Below are 24,490 nucleotides of genomic sequence, written 5' to 3'. Positions count from 1 at the left end.
CAACATAAGCGGATGCCATGTCCGCGAAGCACAGGAAAGATCGCGATGGCTACCCAGCCCGACGCCAAGATCGATGCCGCGGCCGAAAAGGCTTACGCCGAAGCCTCGGCCGCCCGCAAGGCGGAGGCCCCGAAATCCGAAGCGGCGCCCGACCCTGCGGCGGACGTTCCCGCTCCGAAGACTCCGGCGAAAGCCCCGGCCCGCAAGGCCGCGGTCCAGCCGAAGGCAAACAAGCCCAAGAAAAAGACCACCGTGAAGAAAACCGCGGCGAAGAAGGCCCCCAAGGCCACTGTCGCCGCCAGACGCAAGCCCGCGGCGAAAGCCCCGGCCAAACCCGTTTCGAAGGATACCATCATGACCAAGACCAAGACCGCCACCACCGATTACGCTGCGCAGATGAAGGACGGCCTCGCCGAACTCCAGGCCCGTGCGAAGACCGCCTACGACAAGGGCACCGAATACGCCGCCGAGGCTCGCGATTTCTCGCAAGGCAACCTCGATGCGATGGTCGAATCGGGCAAGATCTTCGCCGCCGGCATGCAGGACATGGCGAAGGGCGCGATGGACAACGGCAAGGGCGCCATGGAAACCATGACGACCGACGCCAAGGACTTCGCCGCCGTCAAGTCGCCGACCGATTTCGTCGAGCTCCAGGGCAAGATCGCCAGCCGCAACTTCGACGCCGCCGTCGCGCAGATGTCGAAGGCGACCGAAGCATGGGTCAAGCTCGCCGGCGACGTCGCCGCGCCGCTCTCGAGCCGCATGAGCCTGGCGATGGACAGGGTTCGCAAGGCGGCCTGAACCGCTCTGCGCGACGCGGGCCCGGCCTCTCTCCTCTCCCGAGCAGGGCCTGCGATGATACGGGCCGGTCAGCCAGGTGCTGACCGGCCCTTTTTTTCGCCCGCGCGCCGAGAACCGCTCGGCAATCGCCGCCTGCCGTCGCACCCCGCCTTGCAGATTGCCCGCGCCATACGATATTGCGAGCCGATGACCTTCACCCCTGCCTCCCATGCCGACCCACGCCTGCGCCCCCTCGCTGCGGGCGACGGCGATTCGGATCGCGAGGACGGCGGGGAAGGCCAACTCGGCGTCGCCACCCGCACCCGGACGAAGCCGAAGAAGCCGAGCCAGTACAAGGTGCTGATGCTCAACGACGACTATACCCCGATGGAATTCGTGGTGATGGTGTTGAAGCGCTTCTTCCGCATGGACATGGAACAAGCCACGCGGGTGATGCTCCACGTCCACCAGCGCGGCGTCGGGGTGTGCGGCATCTTCCCGTACGAAGTCGCCGAAACCAAGGTGAACCAGGTGATGGATTTCGCGCGCGAGAACCAGCACCCGCTCCAGTGCACGCTGGAGAAGGCGTGAGCCGCGGCGAGCCGGCGAACGAGCCCTGCGAACGGGCCGACGAATACGGGGCATGACCGGGGCGAATTTTCGCGCTAGGGCGATGGGACACGCAGCCGCCGGCCGGAAATCTTGCTGAAATCCATCCCCTCGATCGATCGCTATATCCTTCGGCTGGTCCTGCTGCCGATGTTCGGCGTCTTCGCGATCGCCGCATCGCTGCTGGTGCTCGACAAGATGCTGCGCCTGTTCGATTTCGTCGCGGTCGAAGGCGGGCCGGTCGGCGTGGTGTTCAAGATGCTCGGCGCGATGATGCCCGAATACGCCAGCCTCGCGATCCCGCTCGGCCTCCTACTCGGCGTGCTGCTCGCCTTCCGCAAGCTCGCCACATCGAGCGAGTTGGACGTGATGCGCGCGGTCGGCCTCAGCTATTTCCGCCTGCTGCGCGTGCCCTACATCATCACTGCGGTGCTGATGGTGGTGAACGTGGCGCTGGTGTTCTACGTCCAGCCGGTCAGCCGCTATTACTACGAGCAGATGGAATACGAGCTGCGCTCCGGTGCGCTCGGGGCGTCGATCAAGGTCGGCGAATTCACCACGCTGGCCGATCGCATGGCGCTGCGGATCGAAGCGAGCGAGGACGACGGGCGGCGACTGCAGGGCATCTTCGCGCGCGTCGCCAACGAACGCGGCCAGGTGCTTTCGATCTCGGCGCGCGAGGGCGCGTTCCTCGCCACGACCGACAATCCCAACACGATCATCCTACGCCTGACCGACGGCACGATCGTGCAGGACACCGGCAGCCAGACCCCGCGCGTGCTCAGCTTCACCCGCCACGACCTGCCGATCGACCTGCCGCAGATCGAGGCGTTCCGCGACCGCGGCGACGCCGAACGCGAATACATCCTGCCCGAACTGCTGCGCATCGGCTGGAGCGACGGCACGACCGAGGCCAAGCGCGATGCGAGCCGGGCCAGCTTCAACTTCCGGATGGTCGAGGTGGTGATGATGGCGCTGATGCCGCTGCTCGCGGTCGCACTGGCGATCCCTCCGAAGCGATCGACCAGCGCGCTGGGCGTGTTCCTCTCGGTGGTGATGGTGGTCTCCTACCACAAGGTAAACCAGTACGGGGAGGATATCGCCGCACTCGGCCGGTTCGATCCCGTGTTGGCGCTATGGGTGCCGTTCGTGCTGTTCGCCGCATTGATCATATGGATGTACCGCAAGGTCGCGGTGGTGCCTGGCGGGCAGCCGATCGGCGCGCTCGAAACCGCGTTCGACAGGTTCGCCAAGCGCCTGCGCAAGCTGTTCGGGCGGCAGCGGCAACGCGCCCCCGAGCTGGCTCCAGCCGAATAGCGAAGGAACCCCGTGCAGCTCGATTTCTTTCCCTCGCGGACGCTGACCGCCTACCTCGCCAAGCTGTTCATCGTACGCATCGTGGCAATGCTGGCGATCCTAGTGCTCGTGCTGATGATGCTCGACCTGCTGAGCACCAGCGGCGAAATCCTCGCGGTGGCGGGGAACGGTCAGGGCGAGCTGTGGACCTACGTGACCTTGCGCGTGCCGCAACTGATCGCACGGTTCCTGCCCTATTCGGTCCTTCTGGCGACGATCATCGCGCTCGTCACGCTGAACCAGAACAGCGAGGTCATCGCGATGAAGGCGGCCGGCCTTTCCGCGCATCAGGTGCTCGCTCCGCTGCTGCTCACCGCTGCCGGGGTGGCCGCGATAAGCTTCCTGTTCAACGAGACCGTGGTCACCCGCGCGACCGCCACGCTCAAGGCGTGGGAGGCGAACGAGTTCGGCCCGGTGCCGCAGACGACCGACATGCGCGCGAACGTCTATCTGGCGGACGGAGACGACATCCTCATGGCCGCATCCCTCGCAGGAACCGGCGAAAGCATGCAGATGCGCGGCGTCACCTGGTATCGCCGCGGCGACGGCGGGATGCTGACCGAGCAGGTCCGCGCTGCCAGCGCACGCTATGCCGCGCCGGGCTGGCTGCTCGAGGATGCGACCCGGTTCGATGTCGCGACCGCCGATACGTCGCCGATCGACCGGCTGGTGGTGGCCGAAGGGCTGACTCCGGCACAGATCGAACTCGAAAGCGTCGATGCCGATGCGGAAAACGTGGTCGAATTGTTCGGTTCGATCCTCGCCTACGAGGACGTTGGACGCCGAACCAGCGAGCTGCGCGCCAAGTGGTGGCATAAGATTTCCGGCCCGCTTTCCGCGTTCCTGATGCCGCTGCTGGGCGCGATCGCGGCGTTCGGCCTCGCCCGCTCGGGCCAGCTGTTCCTGCGCGCGATCATCGCGATGGCGCTGGGGTTCGCCTATTTCGTGATCGACAACGCCGCGCTGGCGATGGGCAGCTTCGGCGGATACCCGCCGCTGCTCGCCGCATGGGCGCCGTTTTTCCTGTTCCTGATGATCGGCGAGACGGTGCTCGTTCGCACCGAGGAATAGCCCGGGACCAAAGCTAGCGGGCGCGCATGGTGCTGCGCGCGATCCGCGCCACCAGCGTCCACATTCCCGGATGGTTCGCGCCGTCGTACGTCGAATCGCCGCCCAGATGACCGGCCAGCCGACGGTGCGCCTCGCCCAGCGAGTGGTAGGGCATGGACGGCAGCAGGTGGTGCAGCGCGTGATAGCGCAGGCCGACCGGCGCCCAGATCTCCGCGATCCGGCCCGGCGGCGGCACGTTGACCGAATCGAGGAACTGCGCGGTCACCGTCATCGGCTCGCCCTCGTTCTCCCACAGGTGCGCGACCAGCGTGCGCAACTGGTTGAGCACGGCGGCGAGCGACAGCACCGCCAGCGCGATGAGCAGCGGACGCCAGCCGAGCGCGAACACGCTGCCGATCAGCGCCAGCGCCCACAGGCAGCCGCCGAGTTCCTGCCAGAAGACCCGCTTGCGCAGATCGCCTTCAGGCGCGCGGCGGCGGAAATCGGGATTGATCGACAGCGCCGAGAAACGCTCCCACACCAGCTTGCGCACGGGCGGAATCACCGCACCCAGCGGTACGAGCACCGCAAAGCGGAAAAGCAGGGCCACGGGCAGGAGCAGCGCGATGAGCACGAACATCGGCAAGCTCCACCATTTCATCAGCGCGAGCGGCAGGTATTCGGGATCTTCGGCCGTGCCGTAGCGCGTGCGCGCGTGGTGCAGCGTGTGCACCCCTTCGTACATAAACGAAGGCGTCAGCACGGGAACGCCGACCACGAGGTTCCAGCCCAGCCGGAAACCGGGCAAGGCGTCGCGGTGGATATGCGTCAGCTCGTGGATGAACAGCAGCGCGCGATAGAGCGCGAGCGCGGCGACCACGCCCAGCGCCACGGCGAGCGGCGCACTGCCGACGAGGATCGCCCCGGCGAGCGCGGCATAGCCGAGCCCGGCGGAAAGCAGCATGTCGGTCCAGTAGATCGCAGGGCGCGCCTCGGCCAGATCGCGGGTGAGATCGCGCGCGGCGCGCAGCATCACCTTGTCGTCGGCGATCGCGGCTTTCGACGGCACGCGCGCCGCCGGCTCCGCCGCAGCGGCGCCTGCAGGGTCGATGGTCTGTTGCATGTTCATGGCCATGTCGTCCCGGATGCTGCGATCTACACGAAAAATGCCCGGCGCGAAAAATATTCGCATATCGACGCGCCTCGAGGCCGGGGGCTCGGCGCGCTGCTTGACAACGGGCGACAAGCAAACACAGGGCTAACCGACGCTGAACAGGATAGCCCGTGACTGACGCCGAAATAGTGATCGAACCCGTCGACGGCAAGGCGGGGCGCGCCGCGTTCGTCGATCTCGGCCGGCGATTTTCCGCCGAAACGCCGCATTCGGTGCCGCAATTGCGCGGCGAGCAGCTCGAACTGCTCGATCCGGCGAAGAATCCGCTGTTCGCGCATGCCGAGGTGCAGCTGTTCATCGCCCGCCGCGGTGAGGCGATGGTGGGCCGGATCGCGGCGTGCGTCGACCGGATGATGCTCGAGATGGATTCGGCGCAGGGCTTCGGACCGGGCACCGGCATTTTCGGCTATTTCGACGCGGAAGACGACGCGGTGGCGCAGGCGCTGCTGACCCGCGCCGAGGATTGGCTGCGCGACCGCGGGATGACCCGGGTGCTCGGCCCGATCTCGCTGTCGATGTGGGAAGAGCCGGGCTTGCTGGTCGCCGGGCACGACCACGCGCCGACCTTGCTGATGGGCCACCATCCCGAGCGCTATCGCGGCTATATCGAGGGCGCGGCCTACGAGGTCGCCAAGCGACTCTATACCTACGAGCTCGACATCAGCCAGGAATTCCCCCCGCTGGTGCGGCGGATCGTCCAGTCGGGGCAGCGCAATTCGCGCATCCGCATCCGCTCGGTCGACCGGGCGAACTACACGCGCGACGTGCACACCGTGCTCCACATCCTCAACGACGCGTGGTCGGGCAACTGGGGTTTCGTGCCGTTCACCGAGGCTGAGATCGCCTATGGAGCAAAGAAGCTCAAACCCCTGATCCGCGACGAGATGGTGCGGATCGCCGAAGTCGACGGACGACCCGTCGCGTTCATGCTCTCGCTGCCCGATATCAACGAGCCGCTCGCGCGGATCAAAGGCAAGCTGTTCCCGTTCGGCTGGCTGACGATGCTCCGCTGGCTGAGGAAGCCGGCGGGCCGCACCGCGCGGGTGCCACTGATGGGCGTGCTGCGCGAATTGCACAATTCGCGGCTCGCGAGCCAGCTCGCCTTCATGATGATCAGCGATATCCGCGACGATACGACCGTCGCGCACGGCCACACGCGGGGCGAGATCGGCTGGATTCTCGACGACAACCAGGGGATGATCGCCATCGCGGACACGATCGACAGCCGGATCAACCGCGAATATGTAATCTTCCGCAAGGCGCTATAGCGCACGCCTTGTTGCGCGCGTGCAACCGCGCCGCGCGAATGGCGGATGGCGGGAACTGGCGCGGCTTCGCCGCCGTTTTTGCGCCAAGGCGCCGTTCATCGCGGCTCGGCAATCGGAACGGCATGACCCAGGCGAGAACGGCACGACGATCGACCCGCAGCCCCGGCCACGTGCTGGTGGTCGAAGACGACGCCGTGCTCGCGCTCTCGATCGAGCAGGCGCTACTCGAGGCCGGGACGAAGCGGGTCGAAATCTGCGGTACGACCGATGCCGCGCTCGAAGCGCTGCGCCGCGCGAAGCCCGACGTCCTCGTGCTCGACGTCCATCTTGCCGATCGCGACGACGGCTGGGCGATCGCGGAGCTCGTCGACGGGATCGGCCCGAAGCCCCCGCGGATCGTCTTCTCGACCGGGGCACCCGATCATATTCCGCCCGACATCGCCCAACTCGGCGCGGTTCTCGCCAAGCCCTACGCGCCCGCCGATCTGGTGCGCGCGGTGCAGGCCCCGCGCCGCCGCGGGCTGCTCGCGCGCCTGCGCAAATCCGCCGGCTGAACGTCTGCGGCGCATTCCCGCGACATGGCGCAAGCCGAACGACGCACGAGCTGAATGGAAAAAAGGCCCCCACTCTTTCAGGAGCGGGGGCCCTTCGGGATCGTATCACCAGCCGCTTGGACGGGAGGGGGGGTCTCGGCGGTGATAACCGAATAATGCTCGCCGCGAAAACCGGTTCCCCGCGACGCGAGAAATTTTTGGTAGAAGCCAGTCCTCACCGGCTGCTGAAAGCAAAACCGCTTGCGCGACAATCACTTGTCGTTCACCTGCGCGCCGAACGGAACCATGCGCGCGCGCGCGCGTTCTAGCGACGCCTATTTTGAGGGAAGGGAATTCATGCCGCTTGGAGAACAGGTCGCCAACAATCTGCCGTACCTGCGCCGTTACGCCCGGGCTTTGACCGGGTCCCAATCGACCGGAGACGCTTTCGTCCGCCAGACGCTGGAAGCCGCGCTCGCCGACGAGGAGCTCAAGGCCTCGCTCGCGGAAGGGCGGGTGCCGTTGTACCGCGCGTTCAACAAGGTCTGGTCGAGCGCCTATCTCGACACCACCGAAGCACCGTCGGCGGGCGACCACGAGTCCGCCGCGCACGATCGCCTTCGCACGATCACGCCGCTCAATCGCCAGGCCCTTCTGCTAACGACGCTGGAGGATTTCAGCGTCGATCAAGCAGCCGACATCATGGATCTCGATAGCGACTCGGTGCAGAAGCTCGTGCAGGAAGCGGTCGAGGAAATCGATCGCGAGTCCTCGACCAGCGTGCTCATCATCGAAGACGAACCGCTGATCTCGATGCAGCTCGAAGATCTCGTAACCTCGCTCGGCCACGAAATCTGCGGCACCGCCGCCACGCGCACGCAGGCGCAGGAAGTCGTCGCCGAACGGACCCCGGGTCTCGTGCTCGCCGACATCCAGCTGGCAGACGGATCTTCGGGTCTCGACGCGGTGGACGACATCCTGGAGCTGACCAGCGTTCCGGTGATCTTCATCACCGCATATCCCGAGCGCCTGCTCACCGGCGACCGGCCCGAGCCGACCTATCTGGTGACCAAGCCGTTCAAGGAAGCGACCGTGCGCACCGCGATCAGCCAGGCGCTGTTCTTCAATTCGAGCCGCCCGCTCGCCTGATTGCGCTCGCCTGATTGCGCCCGACCGGGCGCTGGCATTACCGGCTGACTAAAACAATGCCGCGCAGGCGCTAGCCGCGCCGCGCGGCCTCGCGGCGCGCGGCGCGCATCGCGAACTGGCTCGGGCGGCGGACCGGAATGCGCAGCGTACAGCGCACACCCTCGGGCGGGAAATCGAGTTCGACCTCCTGATTGAGTTCGTGCGCGACGATCTTCTCGATCAGGTCAAGCCCGAAGCCGCGGCCTTTGGGTTTACCTGCAAGCACGGGGCCTCCGGCCTCGACCCATTCCATCCGCACGATGTTGTCTTCGAGCGCCCATCGCACCGAGACGTGCCCTTCGGGGGTGCTTAGCGCGCCATATTTCACTGCATTGGTGGCAAGCTCGTGGATCGCCAGGCCCAGCGTGAGGGCGTCGTTGGGCGCGAGCTCGACATCGGGACCCGCAATCGCAAAATGGTCCTCGCCATGGCGCGCGTGCGGAGCCAACTCGGCCTCCACCACCGCGCGGATCGGCGTGGTGCCCCATTGGGACTGGGTCAGCAGGTCGTGGGTGGCGGAGATCGCGCGTATCCGCCCGTCGAGACCGTCGGCGAACTCGTCGAGCGTTTCCGAGCGGCGGCGTGTGAGCGCCACGATCGACAGCACGTTGGCAAGCGTATTCTTGACCCGGTGGTTGAGCTCGCGGGTCAGCGAGTTGCGGATCGAATCCTGCTCCTCCAGCCATTCGAGCTTGAGATGGTCCTCGCGCGTCTGCTGCGTCACCAGCCGGGCGACCACCAGCAGCAACGTGGCAACCAGCAGCCCGAACAGCAGCGTGACCATCGACAGCGGCGAGAGCGAATAGGAGCCCGCCGATTCCACCTCGAGCACCATCGGGCGGTTGGCGATGAGGATTCGCTCCTGCACCACCTTGCCGGATCCGCTCGACGGTTCGACGTGGGCGAGCAGGCGATCGGGTGATGCCTCCTCGTCGTAGAGACGCACGCCGCGCTCGCCAGCGTCGGCCAGTTCGAGAGCGGAGACGAGGAAGTCCTCTGCGTTGAAAGGGCTGTAGACGAACCCGCGCAAGCGCCGATCGAGCCCGATATCGCGGAACACCGGCATGAAGATCACGAAGCCCGGTGCGCCGTTCGAACCCGGCTCCTGCAACACCAGCTTGCCGCTGGCGGTCGGGCGGCCGTCGCTTTCCGCCTGATCCATCGCCGCGCGGCGCACCGGTTCCGAATAGAGGTCGTAACCCAGCATGCGGCGGGTGCGCTCGGTGACCGGGCGCAGGAACGTGATCGGCACCACACGGCTGCTTACGCTCGTCGGAGTGGGCCGGATCAGGATCAGTTCGTCCGCCTCCTCCCCTTCTTCTCGCGTGGCGCCTGCGCGAAACTGGCCGAGTTCGTACGGCCGCAGGCTCTGCGCCCAGCCGATGCCTTCCGCACCGCGATAATCGAAATCGAGTTGAAGCTCGGAAACGAAGCGGTCGAACAGCGCTTCGTCGACCCGGTCGACCGCCGCGAACATCGCCGCGCCCGCGCGCAGATAGGCGGAACTCGCGTTGCCCCGGCGTTCGAGCGCGGAGGCCACAGCGCGCGCGCGGTCGTTCAGCATCACCGCCTCGCTCTCGCGCTCACCCCGCTCGATCGCGAACACGCTGAGCGCGGTCACGGCCATGACGAGAAGGAATATCCCGACCGGCGCAGCACGGGGAAATTCCACCAGCCAGCGGCGACTGCGGATTTTACGAGACGCTTGCATTCGCATCAGGCTGCGTGTGTCACCCCTGGCACCCGGTCTTCCAAACATCGGCCGCGGTAAAAGCTCCCCGCTGCCTTGCGGGAACCATGCACGGCGCGCTTCGTTCCCCATTCGCGCGCAAACGGCGGCCATTTTGCCTGCTTGCCGCATAACGAACTTGGGACACGACGGACAAGGGAATAGTGGGCTTGCATGCATACTGACAGGGATCGAGGCGCGGGGGCTGCCCGGGGGGGCGACGACAGGCACGAGAAGCATGGCGATCGCGAGAAGCCCGGTTGGGCGGATGGCCTGCGCCAGCTCTACGATTCGGTCGTCGACGAACCTTTGCCCGACAGCTTCAAGGATCTATTGGCGAAGCTGGACGACAAATCCTGATGACCAAGACCGAACGGACGGCCTCCGAAAAGGCCGATTTCAAGCGCGAGCTGACCGAAGTCGTGCCGCATCTGCGCGCCTTCGCGCGCGGCCTGTGCGGTCGACCCGACATGGCCGACGACCTGGTTCAGGAAACGCTGCTCAAGGCTTGGGCCGCGCAGGAACGCTTTGAGCCCGGCACGAGCATGCGCGCGTGGACCTTCGTGATCCTGCGCAACGCCTACCTCACCGACATGCGGCGCAACCGCTTCCGCGGCGAATACGACGAGAACGTCGCCGAACGGCTGCTGACCCAGCCCGCCGGTCAGGAAGAACCGATCCACCTGTCCGACATGCATCGCGCGTTGCTGACGCTGCCGGCGGAGCGGCGCGAGGCGCTGTTGCTGGTGGGCGCGGGCGGCTTTTCCTACGAGGAAGCGGCGACCATCTGCGGCTGCGCGGTGGGCACGATCAAGAGCCGCGTCGGTCGCGCGCGCGCCGCGCTCAGCGCGATGCTGCAGGACGGCACGATCCCGCGGCGTTCGGTGGAAGACGACGCCGCGCATCGCGCGATCCTGGAGGAACTCGACGATGTCGCCGCCGGACGTGGCGAGACGACGCCGACACGGTGAACATCGCATCGCGCGCATCTTGATCGGCTGGCCGCCTGGCGGCAAGATTCGCCGCCAGTCCAGCCGAGAGTCGATGCGTTTATGAGCGAGTCCCCTCCAGAGCTCCGGTCCGGCGACCCCGCGCCCGCCCGGCCCACCCGGCGCGCGGCCTTCGCCGAGCAGGAACTGCGGCTGATCTCCGCGCTCGTGCTGCTGATCGGGCTCGGGCTGTTCCTGGCGATACCGTTTGTTCTCTCGATCGGCTCGGTCGTGTTCCTGCCCGTGGTGACGGCGATCGTGCTGACTATCATCCTCTCCCCGCTGGCGGACAAGCTGGCCGAGTGGGGCCTGCCCAACGTGCTCGCCTCGTTCGTGGCGCTGGCGTCCTTCTTCGGCGTCCTCATCCTCGCGCTGGCGCTGATCCTCCAGCCGGCGGCCGCACTGTTCGAAACGCTTCCCCAGATGGTCGATCAGGTCGGCCGGCGCTTTACCGAACTGCGCGACCAGTTCGCGTGGGTCGGTATGGTGAACGACCGGCTGGCCGAATTCACCGGCCGTTCGGGCACCGGGCGCGAAGTCGTGGTCGCCAGCCCTTCGGTGATCGAGCAGCTCGCCTTCGCCACTCCCAGCGTGCTGCTGGAGGTACTGCTGACCTTCCTCATGACCTTCTTCATGATCGAGGCCCGCGTGCGCCTGCGCCGCCACCTGCTGTTCGACCGCGCGAGCTTCGGCACCAGCATCAAGGCGGCACGGGTCATGCGCGAAGTGCAGGACCGGGTCGCTGCCTACATCCTCACCGTTTCGTGGATCAACGCGGGGGTCGGGGTGATCGTCGCGCTCGGCGCATGGGCGCTCGGGGTCGAGGCGCCGGTGATGTGGGGCGGCCTCGCCGCGCTGCTGAACTTCCTGCCCTACATCGGCCCGCTGGCGATGACCGCGCTGCTCGCGCTGTTCGGCATCGGCACGTCGGAAACCGTGATCCTCGGGCTGATCCCCGCTGCCGCCTATCTCGGGCTGCACACGGTGGAAGCGAACGCCGTGACCCCTTCAATCCTGGGCGCACGGTTCACGATGAACCCGGTGCTGATCCTGATCGCGCTCAGCTATTTCTCGTGGATCTGGGGCGTGTTCGGCGCGCTGCTCTCGGTGCCGATCCTGCTGATGCTGACCGCCTTCTTCGACCACGTTGGGCGACCGAATCTCGTCGGCTTCATCTTTGGCGAACCGCTGTTCGCCACCAACCTGATGGAGATCGGCACCGAGGAGGAACCGACATAGAAAAAGGCCCGCCCCGATATCCCGGGGCGGGCCTTCCTTCATGCCGTGGGCGATTGCATCAACCCGGATACGTCCAGGTCTCGCCGCGCGCCAGATTCTCCGACGCGAAATCCCAGTTGAGCTTCTCGTTGATCACCTTGTCGAGGTAATCGGGGCGCTTGTTCTGGTGATCGAGGTAGTAGGCGTGTTCCCACACGTCGATCGTCAGCAGCGGATTGAAGTCCTGATCCGCCAACGTGTCGCCATCGTGGGTTTCCTCGATCGAGAGCTTGCCGCCCTTTTCCGCCAGCCACACCCAGCCGCTGGCGAAGTGGCTCGCGCCGCGCTCGGCCAGCTTGGTCTTGAGATCGTCGAGCGAGCCGAAGGCGTCGTCGATAGCCTTGCCGAGATCGCCCGAGGGCGCGCCGCTGTCGGGCGCCATCGAGTGCCAGTAGAACCCGTGGTTCCAGCTCTGCGCCGCGTTGTTGAACAGCCCCTTGTCCTTGCCGCGCGCGGCTGCGACGACGTCTTCCAGCGATTTGTCGGCGAGGTCGGTGCCCTCGATCGCGGCGTTGGCCTTGTCGATATAGGCCTTGTGGTGCTTGCCGTGGTGATAACTCAGCGTCTCGGCCGAAACGGCGGGCGCGAGCGCATCGTCGGCATAGGGCAGATCGATAAGTTTGAATGCCATTGGACTGGTTTCCCCTGGTCTCTCGTGTTGAAAAGTTCCGGCTCACCCGGCCAACGCGCAGGTCGGCGATGGGTTGCAAAATTTCAGGCGGTTTTCTCGTCGTTGCGGTCGGTCGCGGCGGCCACCGCGACGTTCATCGTGACGTTGGCGAGCGTGCGCATGATGTCGGGCAGCATCTCCACCGCAACCAGCAACGCCAGCGGCTCCACCGGCACGCCCATGGCGAGCGCGATCGGCCCGATCGAGATCACGAAGCTGATGGAGCCGGGCAGGCTGACCGATCCGACCGAGATCACCAGCGCCACCGCGATGCCCGCTGCCAGCACCGCGGGCGTCAACTCCACGCCCGCCAGCGTGGCGACGTAGATCGCCACCGCCATGTTCATCGCCGGGCTGGTCGCGCGGAAGATCGCCACGGCGAGCGGTAGCACGAAATCGGCGGTGCTCTCGCGCACGCCCAGCCGCCGCGCGACCGCGAGCATCGCGGGCAGGCTGGCGAGCGAGCTTTGCGTCGAAACCGCCACCGCCTGCGCCGGAATCATCCCCTTGGCGAAGCGCAGCGGCGAAATCCCGCCCGCCAGCGAGGCGAGCAGGTATCCCGCGATCAGGATCACCCCGCCCATCGCCGCGACCGTCAGCACGTAGTGGATCAGCGTCGCGAACGCCCCGCCGCCCGCGCGCGAGGCGACGCCCAGCGCCAGCGCGAACACGCCGAGCGGCGCGATCCACAGCACCCAGCCGATGATCGTGAGCATCGCGTTGGCGAGCGCGCGAAACACCCCCAGCAACACGTCGCGCTGCGCATCGGGCAGCCGCGCGACCGCCACCGCGAACAGTGCGAAGAAGATCGTCAGCGGCAGCATCGTCGTCTCCGCCGCCGCCGCGATCACGTTGGGCGCGATCAGCGAAGTGACGAAATCGCGCAGCCCCGGCACCTGCTGCGGCGCGATCCCCCCGGTGTCGAGCAGCGTACTCGCCGCCGCCGGTATCGGGAAAGCGGCCAGCAGCAGCGGCATGAACACCGCCGAGACGAGACCGGAAAACACCAGCACCGCGAACACCCAGCCCAGCATTCGCCGCGCCGCCCGGCCCGCGCGCGCGGCGCGTACCATCTGCGCGATGCCGATCACCAGCAGCGCGGCGACGAGCGGGATGATCGTCATCTGCAAGGCGCGCAGCCACAGCGTGCCGGTCGGCTCGGTCACCGCCAGCACCGGATCGAGCGCCGCCGTCCCGGCCAGCGCGAGACCCGCCAGCAGGCCGGCGACGAGCCCGCCGAACGTCCACCACACCGGCAGGCGGATGGCGAGGAGTTCGCTCGATTCTGCTTTTTCGACGGCCATCTGCCTGAAGGTCCCCTTCCATTCGCCGCCTAACCGCGCCAGAAGCGCGTGGCAAACCGCATCGGGAATAGAATTCGAACATGGTACGCAAGTTTTTCGGCACCGACGGCATTCGCGGCCGCACCAACGCGGGGGTGATGACCGCCGCCACCGCGATGCGCGTGGGGCAGGCGGCGGGCCGCCATTTCCTGCGCGGCGAGCATCGCCACCGCGTGGTGATCGGCAAGGATACGCGCCTGTCGGGCTACATGATGGAAAGCGCGCTGGTCGCGGGCTTCACCAGCGTGGGCATGGACGTGACCATGACCGGGCCGCTGCCCACCCCCGCGATCGCGCTGCTCACGCGCGAGATGCGCGCCGATCTCGGTGTCATGATCTCGGCCAGCCACAATCCGTTCGAGGACAACGGCATCAAGCTGTTCGGCCCGGACGGCTTCAAGCTGTCGGACGACGACGAACTGGCGATCGAGGCGCTGATCGAGGCCGAACAGCCGCTCGCCCCCGCCGCCATGGTCGGTCGCGCGCGGCGGATCGAAGATGCGCGCGGGCGCTACATCCACGCGGTGAAGCAGGCGGTACCGAGCGACGTCCGCTTCGACGGGCTCAAGGTCGTGGTCGATTGCGCGAACGGCGCGGCCTATCAGGTCGCGCCTTCTGCCATCTGGGAGCTCGGCGCGGAAGTCGTGACGCTCGGTGTCGATCCCAACGGCACCAACATCAACGACGGGGTCGGCTCGACCGCGCTCGATGCGGTCAAGGATGCGGTGGTGCGCGAAGGTGCCGACATCGGCATCGCGCTCGATGGCGATGCCGACCGGCTGATCGTGGTCGACGAGAAGGGTCAGACGGTCGACGGCGACCAGCTCATGGCGCTGATCGCGACGCGCCTCGCCGAAGAAGGTACGCTCGCGGGCGGCGGCGTGGTCGCCACGGTGATGTCGAACCTCGGGCTCGAACGCTATCTCGCCGGCCAGGGGTTGACGCTGGAGCGCACGAAAGTCGGCGATCGCCACGTGCTCGCGCGGATGCGCGAAGGCGGGTTCAACGTGGGCGGCGAACAGTCGGGGCACATGATCCTGCTCGATCACGCGACTACCGGCGACGGCACCGTGGCTGCGCTGCAGGTGCTCGCCAGCCTGGTGCAATCGGGCAAGCCGGCGAGCGAACTGCTGCACATGTTCGAGCCGGTGCCGCAACTGCTCAGGAACGTGCGCTACGACGACGGCGCGCCGCTGGCGGACGAGCGGGTGAAGGCCTGCATTGCCGATGCCGAGGCTGAACTCATGGGCAAGGGCCGCCTCGTCATCCGCGCCTCGGGCACCGAACCGCTGATCCGCGTGATGGCCGAAGGCGACGACGCGCAGCAGGTCGAACGCGTGGTCGAACGCGTCTGCGCGGCGGTGAGCGAGGCAGCCTGATGCTCGAAATGCGACCCGATTGCGAGCGCTGCGGGGCGGACCTCCCGGCCGAAGCACCCGGCGCGTTCATCTGCAGCTTCGAGTGCACCTTCTGCGCCCCGTGCGCCGAGGCGCTCGACGATGCCTGTCCCAATTGCGGCGGTGAGTTGATGGACCGCCCGACGCGCGCGACGGCGCTGCACGAGAAGTATCCGCCCTCGCAAGAGCGCAGGTTCGTGGCATGAGGGCCCCACCCCGTGTCCTCGCCATCGCCGGGTCCGACAGCTCGGGCGGTGCGGGCATCCAGGCCGATATCAAGACGGTCACGATGCTCGGGGGCTACGCGATGACGGCGATCACCGCGATCACCGCGCAGAACACGACCGGGGTGCAGGGCGTCGAGATGCTGTCCGCCGAACTGGTGGTCGCGCAGGTCGACAGTTGCCTTGCCGATATCGGCGCGGACGCGACCAAGATCGGCATGCTCGGCAGCCCCGAGAGCGCCCATGCCGTCGCCGAGCGGCTGGCCGGCTTCGAGGGTCACGTGGTGTTCGATCCGGTGATGGTCGCGAGCAGCGGCGCGGTTCTGGCGAGCGAGGAAACGATCGCCGCCTTCGCCGCGCTGATGCGCCGCGCCACGCTCGCCACCCCCAACCTGCCCGAACTCGCCGCGCTCACCGGGATGCCGTGCGCCACGCCCGAGGAAATCATCACGGCCGCGCAGGCGCTGGCCCGCGATCACGGCTGCGCGGTGCTCGCCAAGGGCGGCCACGGCGAAGGCGACCGGGTGACCGACCGGTTGATCTACAGCAATGGCGATTTCGTCTCGTTCGACGATGCCCGGATCGACACGCGCCACACGCACGGTACCGGCTGCACGCTGTCCTCCGCCATCGCCACGCTGTTGGGGCACGAGCAGTCGCTCGAGCACGCGGTGCGGCTGGCCCGGCGGTTCGTGATCGAGGCGTTGCGCAAGGCGCCCGGCCTCGGCGCGGGCCACGGCCCGCTCGGCCATCACGCGGTGCGCGGCGGCTAGCTCTCGGCCTGCGGCTTGCGCCCTTCGAGGCCGTAGAACCCGGCGATCTTCTCCCACGCTTCCTCGGCCGTCTCGCACCAGCGGAACAGCTCGAGATCCTTGTGGTTGATCGTGCCTTCGTCGGCCAGCGCCTCGAAATCGATCACCCGGTTCCAGAAATCCTTGCCGAACAGCAGGATCGGCATCGGCTTCATCTTGCCCGTCTGGATCAGCGTGAGCAGTTCGAAAAACTCGTCGAACGTGCCGAAGCCGCCGGGGAACACCGCCACCGCCTTGGCGCGCAGCAGGAAATGCATCTTGCGCAGCGCGAAGTAATGGAACTGGAAGCTGAGGTACGGCGTGACGTAGGGATTGGGCGCCTGTTCGTGCGGCAGCACGATGTTGAGGCCGACCGATTCCGCGCCCGCATCGCTCGCGCCCTTGTTGGCCGCTTCCATGATCGAAGGGCCGCCGCCCGAGCAGATCACGAACTGGCGCTTGCCGCCTTCGATGATCGACTTCTCGCTGACCATCTTGGCGAGCTTGTAGGCCTCGGCGTAATACTTGGCCTTCTTGGCGAGGTTCTCGACCACGCGGCGCTCGTCATCGGGCAGATCCTTCGCGCCGTCGAGCGCGGTATCGACCGCTTCGGGCGGCGGGATGCGGGCGGACCCATACATCACCAGCGTGGACCCCACCCCCGCCTCGTCCAGCAGCATCTCGGGCTTCAGCAATTCGAGCTGGAAGCGGACGGGGCGCAACTCGTCGCGCAACAGGAAATCGGTGTCGGCGAACGCCAGCTTGTAGGCCGGGTGCCGCGTCTGCGGTGTGCTCGGCGCCTTGGCCTCGAACGCGGCTTCCTGGTCTGCGGGGTAGAACTTGCGGTCGGCGAGATCGCGCTCGCTCTTCTTGTCTTCGTCGGTCATTGCCGAAGCCCTAGGGTTCCGGCCGGGGACGGTCAATCGACGACGGTGACCAGATGGCGCATCAGCCGCCGCCCGGCCGCCCAGATCGCGTTGCGTCCGCCGAGGCCGATCATGTCGCGCACGAGGTCGTCGAACGCGCCCCGGTCGCTCCGAGCAGCGGCGGTCGCGAGATCGACCAGCAGCATCTCGTCGTAGCTGAAAAGCGGCTGGCACGGCGGGTTTAGCGTGATCGGTTCGGGCCACGCGCGGCCCGCCTCGTCGAGGAAGACGTGGAAACTGTGCACCGCGCAGTGGCTCCCGAGCCGCTGCGCCAGGTCGGCCTGGCGATAGCTCTTCGTGCGCCGCGCGATGTGGGTATAGCGCAGCGCGGCGACGAGCCGGGCGTGGACCGGCGAAACCTGCCGCAGGTCGGGCGTGCTCGTGAGCGCGGCGAGATCAAGCGCCATGCGCGACCTCCCTCACCGCCGGCCCTGCGGCGAACGGACATTGCCCGTCCGGCGCGGCGGCATGCCCGGCCTCGCTCCCGCCCTCCGACATGCCGAAGGCGCGCCGGATCGCGACGCAAGCCCAGACGATCGCGCCGGGCAGCCCATGCGGCACCGCGCGCGAGCCCGTGGCCGATCCGGCGAGCGAGCCCAGGGAAGGCGCGAGCTCTATGACGCCCAGCAAGGCGCGCTCGTCACGCGAGTAGCGCGGGCTGCAACAGCATTCGCGCTCTAGCCGTCGGCCAAGGTGGCTTTCGATCAGTTCGAACAGGCTGGCGCAGGCGATCGCGCTTTCGTCGGGCAGGCCCAGCGGCGCGACGATCTGCTGCAATCGCGCCATCGCTGGGGCTCCAGCCTCGGTCTGCGCCGACCATGCGCGGAAGAGCCGAATGACGATGCCTTGCGCGAACCTGTCCCTGCCGAGCGCCATACCGATCTCCTCCGCCATATATTGCGATTAATTCTCAATAGCGGTGTATGGAGCGATTCACCATCCGTCAACCGCTTGCACGTCGCAGACGTGCACGACGGCAGCGCGCGCAGCGTGGCGGATCGTTTCGAAATGTTGGGGAAGCTGGATGCCCCGTGAGGATTTGAACCTCAATTGACGGAGTCAGAGTCCCATTGGAACGGATATGGCATCCGTTGAAAACTGCGAGAAACAGTAACGTTCGCGCCCCCATGTCGCAAATTTGCTGCATTGGGGATTAGTCGCGATCGGGAGAACCGTCCTCGCCAGGCGGACAGTCATCTTCAGAAGGACGATTTTCGTGAACCCAATCATCCACTGAACGCATCATGTCGGCGGCACTTTCCTTGAGATCAAAGAGGTGCCCGTAGAGGTCAAATGTGATCTGTATGGAGGAATGACCGATAAGATTCTGGACGCGCTTTGCTGAGAACCCCATCTCAATCCATATCGAAGCTGTAGCATGCCTCGTAGCGTGCAAGCTTCGACGATGCTTGGCCGCGCCGTTGACCTCCTTTGTCAGGCCAGCCTTGAACATTACTGGATCATATAGCTGACTGATTTGCTGAAAATAGGTCATCGGCCGTCTTTTCCCATCCGGAAAAACGAAGTCGTTGGAACTTGGTCTAGCCCTTGACTTCAATACCGCTACCGCCTCAAGACAACTGGGTGTGAGCGGGATCGTGCGAAAGCTGGATTCTGATTTTGGCGGCCCAATGGTACGCCATCGATCCGCCCGTTGTGAAATTGTGACCGTCCCTTTCTCAAGATTTATCGCTTCCCAGGCTAGGCCGCGTCCTTCGGAGGATCGTAAACCGTGGAGCCAGAAGAGGTGAGCAAAGGCACTGAACGCCGGGCCAAGCTCCAATGATGCGGCCAACGCGGCATTTACTTCGTCCATTTGGAAAAATTCCGGGCGGTGACGGTGCCTTTTCGAAGTCACCAGCTTCACTTTTTCAGCTACATTTGTTGAAATTAGACCCTTATCGTCAGCCAGTTTCATAATGATCTTGAAATACGAGAAAACCCGCATCGCGCTCTTGGGACTAAGCTCACTGAGCAGCTGATCTCTGAAATCCTCGACATCTGCCCGAGTGAGCCTAACGAGCTTAACGCTGCCGATGAGAGGAACGATATGGAGCCTCAAAACGCGGCGGTGTTCCTCGTAGGTAGATTTCTCCAACCCTTCTGAGATTGCCCTCTCTATCCAGAGGTCGCCAGCCTGGGCAACAGTTATACAGTCCGCAAGACTGACGTGTGATCCACGACGGAGTTCGGCTGAAACCTCACTCCACCGACGCTCCGCCTCGCGTTTCGTGGTGAAGGTTTCCTGTTTCCGTTTTCCATTACCGTTAGAATATACAAGCACCCAAGCAGTCTTCTGCTGACCCCCCAAGTCACCCAAGTTTGCTTTCGGATGCTCATGCCATCCCCCCTTTGCTGGAGGATTGCGAACCGGATGTGATCGCACCGCCTTTCTGGGACACCCCCGCAAACGTTTGGTCGAGTTCGCTCTTCCGAAAGAAAAGCCGATGCCCGAGCCGGACGTACGGTAGATAATCTTGAGCACACAGCCGATAGATCGTTCGCGGCTCCAGCCCCGTATAGGTTGCGGCGGCGAGCGCCCCGCAAATTAGATCATTACTAAGCATTCACATCCTCCAAGTACAACTTCGAAATCCAATAAATCATAGCACACCTTTCGAAAACTTAGATTCTGTAAATGTGGCTTTTATAGCAATATCATCCTCAGGACGTTTTAGGATATTACATATTTCAATTTATCAGGGCAGGATCTTTCCTGTATTTTTGGAAGCGCACACCCTGAACTATCCCGGAATATACTCAAACGCACTCATTCGCGAGCCGGAAATGTTCCAACCGGTCCGTCGAAATTCGACAACTGAGATCTTGAGAAAGCTAGCGCTATGTGGGTAGCAGTTTCATTCCCTGCTCGCCCCCGGGCCAGCAAGGTTCGAGAAAGCTTCGACTCGAGTGCTTCATAGACCGCATTGGATCAGCAATTCAGGAAGGAGGATCCAAACCCTCTAGCGAGAGTGTCTGCGAGTTGGTGTGCATGCTGGCTGTCGCTACCGTGGCGCTCGTCAGATGGCATGACCCTCAATGCGCGTCGGCGAATGACTGCTATGCGCCCTGGACCCGGTCATTCCGGACTTCCTGGCTAATGCCCGAAAGCTGTCGCCTCCTTGCAAAAGCGTCTGGTCTTAGCCCGAAGTTTCTACCAGTTACGAGTAGAGCCGTGGGCCGTTTTGATTCCAATCGCTGGGCGTGATGGCAACGAGTGCGTGGGCGGCATGCCCCCGACACGGTTTGCCGGTCGATGCGGCCCCGATATCGGCCGAGGTTCTGTTCCCGAGGCTCGAGTGGGGCCGCAATAGTTGCGGTCATGCCGCCAGGCTTACAGCTCTTGGCGCGCATGGGCGAGGCTGGTGAAGATCGTCTCGTTCTAGAACTCGTATCTAAGCCGCGCGCTGAAGCTCTCGATGAGCCCGTTTTGGTCTAGTTCGCCCGCCGCGATGCAGTGCCACTCGACGCTTCGCTCCTTCGACCAGCGCGGAATCACCATGCTGGTCAGTTCGGTGCCATTATCGCTTACGCGACGTTCTCAAGCGTGGAGCTTAGCTATTTGCTCAATCTGCCGTCCAGCCACCATCGATTTTGAGGCATGCTCCGGTCATAAGACCCGATGCGTCGCCCGCTAGAAACACGACGGCGCCCAGCAGATCCTCTACCTTGCCTATCCGGCCTAGCTTGATCCTGCCGAGCACCTCTGCGCGAAAATCCCGGTCTTGGAAAAATGGTTTAGTCATGGGCGTTTCGATGAATGTGGGAGCGATCGTGTTGGATCGAATGCCGTGCGGGGCGAGATCCAGCGCGAAAGCCTTGCTCATACCTTCGACAGCCCATTTGCTGGCGCAGTACAAGGAGCGCTTGGCCCCGCCGACATGACCCATCTGCGAGCTCATGTGAATGAGCGATCCCTTGATGCCGTGGTCTATCATTTGCCGCGCGCAACCCTGCGCAACGAAGTAGGAGGATTTCAGATTGAGATCGAGGACCGCATCGTAGTCATCTCCGGTTACCTCCCACATCGGCATCGGCCGGTTCGTGCCGGCATTGTTAAGCAGGACATGGAACGGCTCGCTCGATGCGAAGAAGGTATCGACCGCCGAATGATCGGATATGTCGAGCCCTACTGGAGTGGCTTGCTGTCCGCGTTCGCCAATGCGTTTCGCCACATCCTCGATCTCGGAGACGGTTCGAGCAACGAGCGTCACTTCGGCACCCGCTTCCGCCAGGGCGGCAGCGGCACCCAGCCCAATCCCGCGCCCGGCGCCAGTCACCAATGCACGGCGACCATCGAGTCTCAGGTCAGGTGTTGTCGGAAGGGCCGTGTCGTTGCGCTCTTCGATCATGTGTCACCGGCTTTAAATGTCGTCGGGCGAACCTTCGCTTCATCGGCGGAGCGCGGTACGTTATACGACTCCAGTTCGAAGATTTCGCGCTTTGCAGCAATCATCCGGGCAAGGCATCGATCGCGCCATTGGCGGCGTTGCTCCAGTTCGTCAGACCGAATCTTGGTGCGGCGTTGCGCCTCTACATCGGCGACAAGGTCGCGCGACCATGTGCGCGCTTCGGCCTGCTGCTGTGCCAGCCGGTAGTACATCGGCCCGAGCTTGCGGCAATAGTCGGTGATCCCACCCTGCGCGTTGAGGTCGATCGTTTCAAATGGCCCTATGAAAAACCAGCGGGGAGCCAGGCCTTCAGTCAGTGCAAGGTCGATATCTTCGACCGACGCCACTCCATCTTCTACGAGCTTGAACGCTTCAGCCAGGATCGCGCTCTGAAGCCGGTTGGCAACGAAGCCGTCGATTTCCCGCTGAAGCAGAATGGGCACTTGTCCCGTCCGCAGCATGAGACGTTGGGTCGCCGTAACGATCGCGGAATGCGTTCGGGGCGATGGAACGATCTCAACCAAGGGGATCAAATGCGGTGGATTGATTGGGTGCGCAACGATGCAGCGGTGGCTGATTGACGGATCGGAAACGAGAGCCGACGCCGGAAAGCCCGATGTGGAACTCGCCAGGATCGTATCGTCCGACGTGTACTCGCCCATTTGGACATACAAAGGCCGCTTGATCTTCAAATCTTCCGGACAATTTTCCTGCACATAACGAGCACCCGTGACCGCTTCTTCAAGCGACCGGGCCGCGCGAACCAGTTTTGCGGCGTTGCCATCGTGTTGGCGAACCAGTGCGATCGCGGCATCCATGGAACCCCGCGCCTGATCGTAGAGAACGACATCGAAGCCAGCGCGGGCGAATACCATGGCCCACGATGCGCCAATAAACCCACATCCAACGATTGCGATATGCGCCATCAGCCTATCGATCGCCCGTTCATACCCATATCCCGCTCGTCTCGGAATTTTTGGATGGTCCGTGTTCTCGCCAAAAATTCTATTCGCATTTCCGTTCACCGGATTCTTAGTCAACGTGGCCAGCGTGTGGGAAAGATAGGGTGACTTGCCAACTAGCCCTTTGGCAGTTTCCGGCTGGCGGAGAGAGCGTGGAGGTGGACTGGCAGTACCAGCAAAAAATCGCAATTTTGCCGGGTAGCGATGAGGATTGTCAGATGCCCGGTGCAGCAATGGAACTTTCGGATTTAACCGCGCGCGAGTATTTCGCGCAGGTAATGGCCAATCCGGTAAAGGCACGGTTTGGTTTCGGCGCTAAATTGGCCGTGATCAATGTCGATGTGCAACAAGCTTATACCCGAACTGACCTGTTCCGCACCGCCTACGAAACCGATCCTCGGCAAATCGAGTATATCAATAAGGTTTCCCACTTAGCGCGAAACTGCGGGATGCCGGTAATCTGGACGCGCGTGGCCTATGCCGCGGACGGGAGCGATTGCGGCGTGTGGGGGACGCGCGAGGATGGCCCCGATGCTTTGCAGAATATTCGTGCAGGTTCGGAGCGACACGCGTTCGATCCGCGCTGCGAGGTTGATCTCGTATCGGACACGGTGCTCGACAAAAAAATGGCGTCCGCCTTCCACGAGACCATCATTCCCAGCCTGCTCACGTATCATCGCGTAGACACGGTCGTCATCACTGGCGGGTCTACCTCCGGGTGCATCCGCGCAACGGCTGTCGATGCCTTAAGCCATGGCTACCGCACGATCGTGCCCATCGAGACCACAGCCGACAAGCACGAGAGTCCGCACTTCGCAAATCTTACCGATCTCTCGCTCAAATATGCCGATGTGATACCGGTAGACGAAGTGTTCGATTGGCTTGCCTCGCGCTGATCAAGCCGACGAGTCGTCATTTGCACCCAAGCTATCGCTTACTGCAGCGGCGCAAGCCTGAAGGTATGGTGCGAACCGATTGATAGCCTCGTCGGCTTTCATCGAAGACGCAAAATAGGCCAGAGAAACAGCCCCGGCAGGCCTGCCCCCGTCCAAAACGACCGCCGCAATCGACGAAGTCTTGCCCGGGTTTCGTGTGAACCGATTGAAACTGCGCTCTGCGAAGCCCTGTTCCCTGATGGTGTCAAGCAATTCGGTTTCCGCGATCAATGCCAATGCCTGATCCCACTCGGAATTGTGGCTTATCCGCATGGAATGTAGCAGATTTTCGCGATCCTGCTCTTCCATGGCAGCAAGAAAGGCGAGGCCCGCAGCGCTCTCGAGCAACGGGCTCGCATAACCCGGAAAATATTCATTAAACGTCAGTGCGCTCAGCGAATGCGTCGAATCCCGAATTACCATCGAATGTCCAACCTGAGTTGACAGCGTAATCGGCCAAGCGACGCTGCGCGTCAGTTCCACGATATGGGGACGCGCGGCTTTCACCAGCCGGCCGTGGCCTTGGAAACCGTGCGACAGCGTCTGAACCAGGGATGTCGGCCGATAGCGCCGTCTATTGGGTTCGCGCTCGATCAATCCTTCGTAGATAAGTGTCTGGATCAAGCGGGTGGCGGTGGGAAAGGGTAGATCACAGGCACGAGTAATCTCCGTCATGGTCAGCGACCCGCCACGGTTGATCGCCTGAAGCACCGACAGGCCTCGTGATAACGAACGGATTGGCACACCTTTGTCCGAACTCATTCTCGCATCTCCCGGCCATTGCAGATCTCTTCTGGCGTTTCCCCGCTTGATATCCGCAGGGCGGAGGTATTTTGCAAGGGCGCTGCAGGGGGCGCTATCCCAAGGTTTATGCCCTTTCTCGAAATCAAGGGCGCA

26 protein-coding genes are annotated in these 24,490 nt (G+C 64.3%); 14 read left to right on the top strand and 12 right to left on the bottom strand.

What is annotated here, in order from left to right; all coding sequences use genetic code 11:
- Positions 1-45: 45 nt before the first annotated feature.
- The 4 genes from ACE3QC_RS10925 (at position 46) to lptG (ending at position 3,816) form a co-directional block, all read left to right on the top strand.
- The gene (locus tag ACE3QC_RS10925; protein ID WP_374408148.1) at positions 46-801 is read left to right on the top strand and encodes a phasin family protein; all 756 of its coding nucleotides are present in this window, start codon (positions 46-48) and stop codon (positions 799-801) included.
- A 186-nt stretch (positions 802-987) separates the two neighbouring features.
- Positions 988-1,371, top strand: coding sequence for an ATP-dependent Clp protease adapter ClpS (clpS, locus tag ACE3QC_RS10920; protein WP_374408146.1), 384 nt, complete (start codon positions 988-990; stop codon positions 1,369-1,371).
- Between the two features lie 111 nt (positions 1,372-1,482).
- Complete coding sequence (gene lptF / locus ACE3QC_RS10915) at positions 1,483-2,706, top strand: LPS export ABC transporter permease LptF (protein ID WP_374408144.1); 1,224 nt, start codon at positions 1,483-1,485, stop codon at positions 2,704-2,706.
- A gap of 12 nt (positions 2,707-2,718) precedes the next feature.
- Positions 2,719-3,816, top strand: coding sequence for an LPS export ABC transporter permease LptG (lptG, locus tag ACE3QC_RS10910; protein WP_374408143.1), 1,098 nt, complete (start codon positions 2,719-2,721; stop codon positions 3,814-3,816).
- A 13-nt stretch (positions 3,817-3,829) separates the two neighbouring features.
- Here lptG and ACE3QC_RS10905 read toward each other — a convergent pair whose 3' ends face one another.
- Positions 3,830-4,924, bottom strand: a complete 1,095-nt coding sequence (locus ACE3QC_RS10905) for a fatty acid desaturase (RefSeq protein ID WP_374408140.1) — start codon at positions 4,922-4,924, stop codon at positions 3,830-3,832.
- A 155-nt stretch (positions 4,925-5,079) separates the two neighbouring features.
- On the opposite strand from ACE3QC_RS10905, the gene ACE3QC_RS10900 reads away from it, so the two are divergent.
- The 3 genes from ACE3QC_RS10900 (at position 5,080) to ACE3QC_RS10890 (ending at position 7,919) form a co-directional block, all read left to right on the top strand.
- On the top strand, positions 5,080-6,237 hold the full coding sequence (locus ACE3QC_RS10900; protein ID WP_374408138.1) for an N-acetyltransferase: 1,158 nt from the start codon (positions 5,080-5,082) through the stop codon (positions 6,235-6,237).
- 122 nt (positions 6,238-6,359) lie between these two features.
- Positions 6,360-6,791, top strand: coding sequence for a response regulator (locus tag ACE3QC_RS10895; protein WP_374408136.1), 432 nt, complete (start codon positions 6,360-6,362; stop codon positions 6,789-6,791).
- Between the two features lie 336 nt (positions 6,792-7,127).
- Positions 7,128-7,919 carry a response regulator gene (locus ACE3QC_RS10890; protein ID WP_374408134.1) on the top strand — a complete coding sequence of 264 codons (792 nt, stop codon included), beginning with the start codon at positions 7,128-7,130 and terminating at the stop codon, positions 7,917-7,919.
- 70 nt (positions 7,920-7,989) lie between these two features.
- Here the strand turns inward: ACE3QC_RS10890 and ACE3QC_RS10885 are convergent, their stop codons facing one another.
- Positions 7,990-9,630: a CHASE domain-containing protein gene (locus ACE3QC_RS10885; RefSeq protein ID WP_374408132.1), complete on the bottom strand. Its 1,641-nt coding sequence runs from the start codon at positions 9,628-9,630 to the stop codon at positions 7,990-7,992.
- A gap of 231 nt (positions 9,631-9,861) precedes the next feature.
- On the opposite strand from ACE3QC_RS10885, the gene ACE3QC_RS10880 reads away from it, so the two are divergent.
- The 3 genes from ACE3QC_RS10880 to ACE3QC_RS10870 all read left to right on the top strand — a co-directional run bounded on the left by ACE3QC_RS10880 (position 9,862) and on the right by ACE3QC_RS10870 (position 11,915).
- On the top strand, positions 9,862-10,047 hold the full coding sequence (locus ACE3QC_RS10880; RefSeq protein WP_374408131.1) for a NepR family anti-sigma factor: 186 nt from the start codon (positions 9,862-9,864) through the stop codon (positions 10,045-10,047).
- Positions 10,047-10,658 carry a sigma-70 family RNA polymerase sigma factor gene (locus ACE3QC_RS10875; RefSeq protein WP_374408129.1) on the top strand — a complete coding sequence of 204 codons (612 nt, stop codon included), beginning with the start codon at positions 10,047-10,049 and terminating at the stop codon, positions 10,656-10,658. The genes ACE3QC_RS10880 and ACE3QC_RS10875 overlap by 1 nt, the downstream gene beginning before the upstream one ends.
- 81 nt (positions 10,659-10,739) lie before the next feature.
- Complete coding sequence (locus ACE3QC_RS10870) at positions 10,740-11,915, top strand: AI-2E family transporter (RefSeq protein WP_374408128.1); 1,176 nt, start codon at positions 10,740-10,742, stop codon at positions 11,913-11,915.
- A gap of 58 nt (positions 11,916-11,973) precedes the next feature.
- Here the strand turns inward: ACE3QC_RS10870 and ACE3QC_RS10865 are convergent, their stop codons facing one another.
- The gene (locus tag ACE3QC_RS10865) at positions 11,974-12,585 is read right to left on the bottom strand and encodes a superoxide dismutase (protein ID WP_374408126.1); all 612 of its coding nucleotides are present in this window, start codon (positions 12,583-12,585) and stop codon (positions 11,974-11,976) included.
- Between the two features lie 83 nt (positions 12,586-12,668).
- Positions 12,669-13,928, bottom strand: a complete 1,260-nt coding sequence (locus tag ACE3QC_RS10860) for a dicarboxylate/amino acid:cation symporter (RefSeq protein WP_374408124.1) — start codon at positions 13,926-13,928, stop codon at positions 12,669-12,671.
- 80 nt (positions 13,929-14,008) lie between these two features.
- Between ACE3QC_RS10860 and glmM the strand changes: the two genes are divergently transcribed.
- The 3 genes from glmM to thiD are packed head-to-tail and all read left to right on the top strand — an operon-like array spanning position 14,009 to position 16,361.
- On the top strand, positions 14,009-15,346 hold the full coding sequence (glmM, locus tag ACE3QC_RS10855) for a phosphoglucosamine mutase (protein WP_374408122.1): 1,338 nt from the start codon (positions 14,009-14,011) through the stop codon (positions 15,344-15,346).
- Positions 15,346-15,570, top strand: a complete 225-nt coding sequence (locus ACE3QC_RS10850) for a DUF1272 domain-containing protein (RefSeq protein ID WP_374408120.1) — start codon at positions 15,346-15,348, stop codon at positions 15,568-15,570. The genes glmM and ACE3QC_RS10850 overlap by 1 nt, the downstream gene beginning before the upstream one ends.
- Entirely contained in the window at positions 15,567-16,361 is a 795-nt protein-coding gene (thiD, locus tag ACE3QC_RS10845; RefSeq protein WP_374408118.1) for a bifunctional hydroxymethylpyrimidine kinase/phosphomethylpyrimidine kinase, read from the top strand. The genes ACE3QC_RS10850 and thiD overlap by 4 nt, the downstream gene beginning before the upstream one ends.
- Here thiD and ACE3QC_RS10840 read toward each other — a convergent pair.
- The 7 genes from ACE3QC_RS10840 to ACE3QC_RS10810 form a co-directional block, all read right to left on the bottom strand.
- Entirely contained in the window at positions 16,358-17,266 is a 909-nt protein-coding gene (locus ACE3QC_RS10840) for an LOG family protein (RefSeq protein WP_374408117.1), read from the bottom strand. The genes thiD and ACE3QC_RS10840 overlap by 4 nt on opposite strands.
- Positions 17,267-17,298: 32 nt before the next feature.
- On the bottom strand, positions 17,299-17,712 hold the full coding sequence (locus ACE3QC_RS10835) for a hypothetical protein (protein WP_374408115.1): 414 nt from the start codon (positions 17,710-17,712) through the stop codon (positions 17,299-17,301).
- Positions 17,702-18,181 carry a hypothetical protein gene (locus tag ACE3QC_RS10830; protein WP_374408113.1) on the bottom strand — a complete coding sequence of 160 codons (480 nt, stop codon included), beginning with the start codon at positions 18,179-18,181 and terminating at the stop codon, positions 17,702-17,704. The genes ACE3QC_RS10835 and ACE3QC_RS10830 overlap by 11 nt, the downstream gene beginning before the upstream one ends.
- 277 nt (positions 18,182-18,458) lie before the next feature.
- A complete protein-coding gene (locus ACE3QC_RS10825; RefSeq protein ID WP_374408111.1) occupies positions 18,459-19,691 on the bottom strand; it encodes a tyrosine-type recombinase/integrase in 1,233 nt (410 codons plus the stop codon).
- Positions 19,642-19,872, bottom strand: a complete 231-nt coding sequence (locus ACE3QC_RS10820) for a helix-turn-helix domain-containing protein (protein ID WP_374408109.1) — start codon at positions 19,870-19,872, stop codon at positions 19,642-19,644. The genes ACE3QC_RS10825 and ACE3QC_RS10820 overlap by 50 nt, the downstream gene beginning before the upstream one ends.
- 999 nt (positions 19,873-20,871) lie before the next feature.
- The gene (locus ACE3QC_RS10815; protein ID WP_374408108.1) at positions 20,872-21,657 is read right to left on the bottom strand and encodes an SDR family NAD(P)-dependent oxidoreductase; all 786 of its coding nucleotides are present in this window, start codon (positions 21,655-21,657) and stop codon (positions 20,872-20,874) included.
- Entirely contained in the window at positions 21,654-22,622 is a 969-nt protein-coding gene (locus ACE3QC_RS10810) for a 3-hydroxyacyl-CoA dehydrogenase (RefSeq protein WP_374408107.1), read from the bottom strand. Before ACE3QC_RS10810 ends, ACE3QC_RS10815 begins: the two co-directional genes overlap by 4 nt.
- A gap of 254 nt (positions 22,623-22,876) precedes the next feature.
- Here ACE3QC_RS10810 and ACE3QC_RS10805 point away from each other — a divergent pair, with 254 nt between their 5' ends.
- The gene (locus tag ACE3QC_RS10805; RefSeq protein WP_374408536.1) at positions 22,877-23,554 is read left to right on the top strand and encodes an isochorismatase family protein; all 678 of its coding nucleotides are present in this window, start codon (positions 22,877-22,879) and stop codon (positions 23,552-23,554) included.
- Here ACE3QC_RS10805 and ACE3QC_RS10800 read toward each other — a convergent pair whose 3' ends face one another.
- A complete protein-coding gene (locus tag ACE3QC_RS10800; protein ID WP_374408105.1) occupies positions 23,555-24,355 on the bottom strand; it encodes a helix-turn-helix domain-containing protein in 801 nt (266 codons plus the stop codon). It abuts the gene before it with no gap.
- Positions 24,356-24,490: the final 135 nt, after the last annotated feature.

This window comes from Pelagerythrobacter sp. (genome assembly GCF_041912895.1).
Classification (GTDB): domain Bacteria; phylum Pseudomonadota; class Alphaproteobacteria; order Sphingomonadales; family Sphingomonadaceae; genus Pelagerythrobacter.
The sequence above is the reverse complement of the archived record's forward strand: the minus strand, read 5'-3'. Positions and strand labels throughout refer to the sequence as shown.

Coding starts and splice junctions, on each gene's coding strand:
- ACE3QC_RS10925 (WP_374408148.1), top strand. CDS start 46: ATGGCTACCCAGCCCGACGCCAAGATCGATGCCGCGGCCGAAAAGGCT.
- clpS (WP_374408146.1), top strand. CDS start 988: ATGACCTTCACCCCTGCCTCCCATGCCGACCCACGCCTGCGCCCCCTC.
- ACE3QC_RS10905 (WP_374408140.1), bottom strand. CDS start 4,924: ATGAACATGCAACAGACCATCGACCCTGCAGGCGCCGCTGCGGCGGAG.
- ACE3QC_RS10895 (WP_374408136.1), top strand. CDS start 6,360: ATGACCCAGGCGAGAACGGCACGACGATCGACCCGCAGCCCCGGCCAC.
- ACE3QC_RS10890 (WP_374408134.1), top strand. CDS start 7,128: ATGCCGCTTGGAGAACAGGTCGCCAACAATCTGCCGTACCTGCGCCGT.
- ACE3QC_RS10880 (WP_374408131.1), top strand. CDS start 9,862: ATGCATACTGACAGGGATCGAGGCGCGGGGGCTGCCCGGGGGGGCGAC.
- ACE3QC_RS10875 (WP_374408129.1), top strand. CDS start 10,047: ATGACCAAGACCGAACGGACGGCCTCCGAAAAGGCCGATTTCAAGCGC.
- ACE3QC_RS10870 (WP_374408128.1), top strand. CDS start 10,740: ATGAGCGAGTCCCCTCCAGAGCTCCGGTCCGGCGACCCCGCGCCCGCC.
- ACE3QC_RS10865 (WP_374408126.1), bottom strand. CDS start 12,585: ATGGCATTCAAACTTATCGATCTGCCCTATGCCGACGATGCGCTCGCG.
- ACE3QC_RS10860 (WP_374408124.1), bottom strand. CDS start 13,928: ATGGCCGTCGAAAAAGCAGAATCGAGCGAACTCCTCGCCATCCGCCTG.
- glmM (WP_374408122.1), top strand. CDS start 14,009: ATGGTACGCAAGTTTTTCGGCACCGACGGCATTCGCGGCCGCACCAAC.
- ACE3QC_RS10850 (WP_374408120.1), top strand. CDS start 15,346: ATGCTCGAAATGCGACCCGATTGCGAGCGCTGCGGGGCGGACCTCCCG.
- thiD (WP_374408118.1), top strand. CDS start 15,567: ATGAGGGCCCCACCCCGTGTCCTCGCCATCGCCGGGTCCGACAGCTCG.
- ACE3QC_RS10840 (WP_374408117.1), bottom strand. CDS start 17,266: ATGACCGACGAAGACAAGAAGAGCGAGCGCGATCTCGCCGACCGCAAG.
- ACE3QC_RS10835 (WP_374408115.1), bottom strand. CDS start 17,712: ATGGCGCTTGATCTCGCCGCGCTCACGAGCACGCCCGACCTGCGGCAG.
- ACE3QC_RS10830 (WP_374408113.1), bottom strand. CDS start 18,181: ATGGCGCTCGGCAGGGACAGGTTCGCGCAAGGCATCGTCATTCGGCTC.
- ACE3QC_RS10820 (WP_374408109.1), bottom strand. CDS start 19,872: ATGCTTAGTAATGATCTAATTTGCGGGGCGCTCGCCGCCGCAACCTAT.
- ACE3QC_RS10815 (WP_374408108.1), bottom strand. CDS start 21,657: ATGATCGAAGAGCGCAACGACACGGCCCTTCCGACAACACCTGACCTG.
- ACE3QC_RS10810 (WP_374408107.1), bottom strand. CDS start 22,622: ATGGCGCATATCGCAATCGTTGGATGTGGGTTTATTGGCGCATCGTGG.
- ACE3QC_RS10805 (WP_374408536.1), top strand. CDS start 22,877: ATGCCCGGTGCAGCAATGGAACTTTCGGATTTAACCGCGCGCGAGTAT.
- ACE3QC_RS10800 (WP_374408105.1), bottom strand. CDS start 24,355: ATGAGTTCGGACAAAGGTGTGCCAATCCGTTCGTTATCACGAGGCCTG.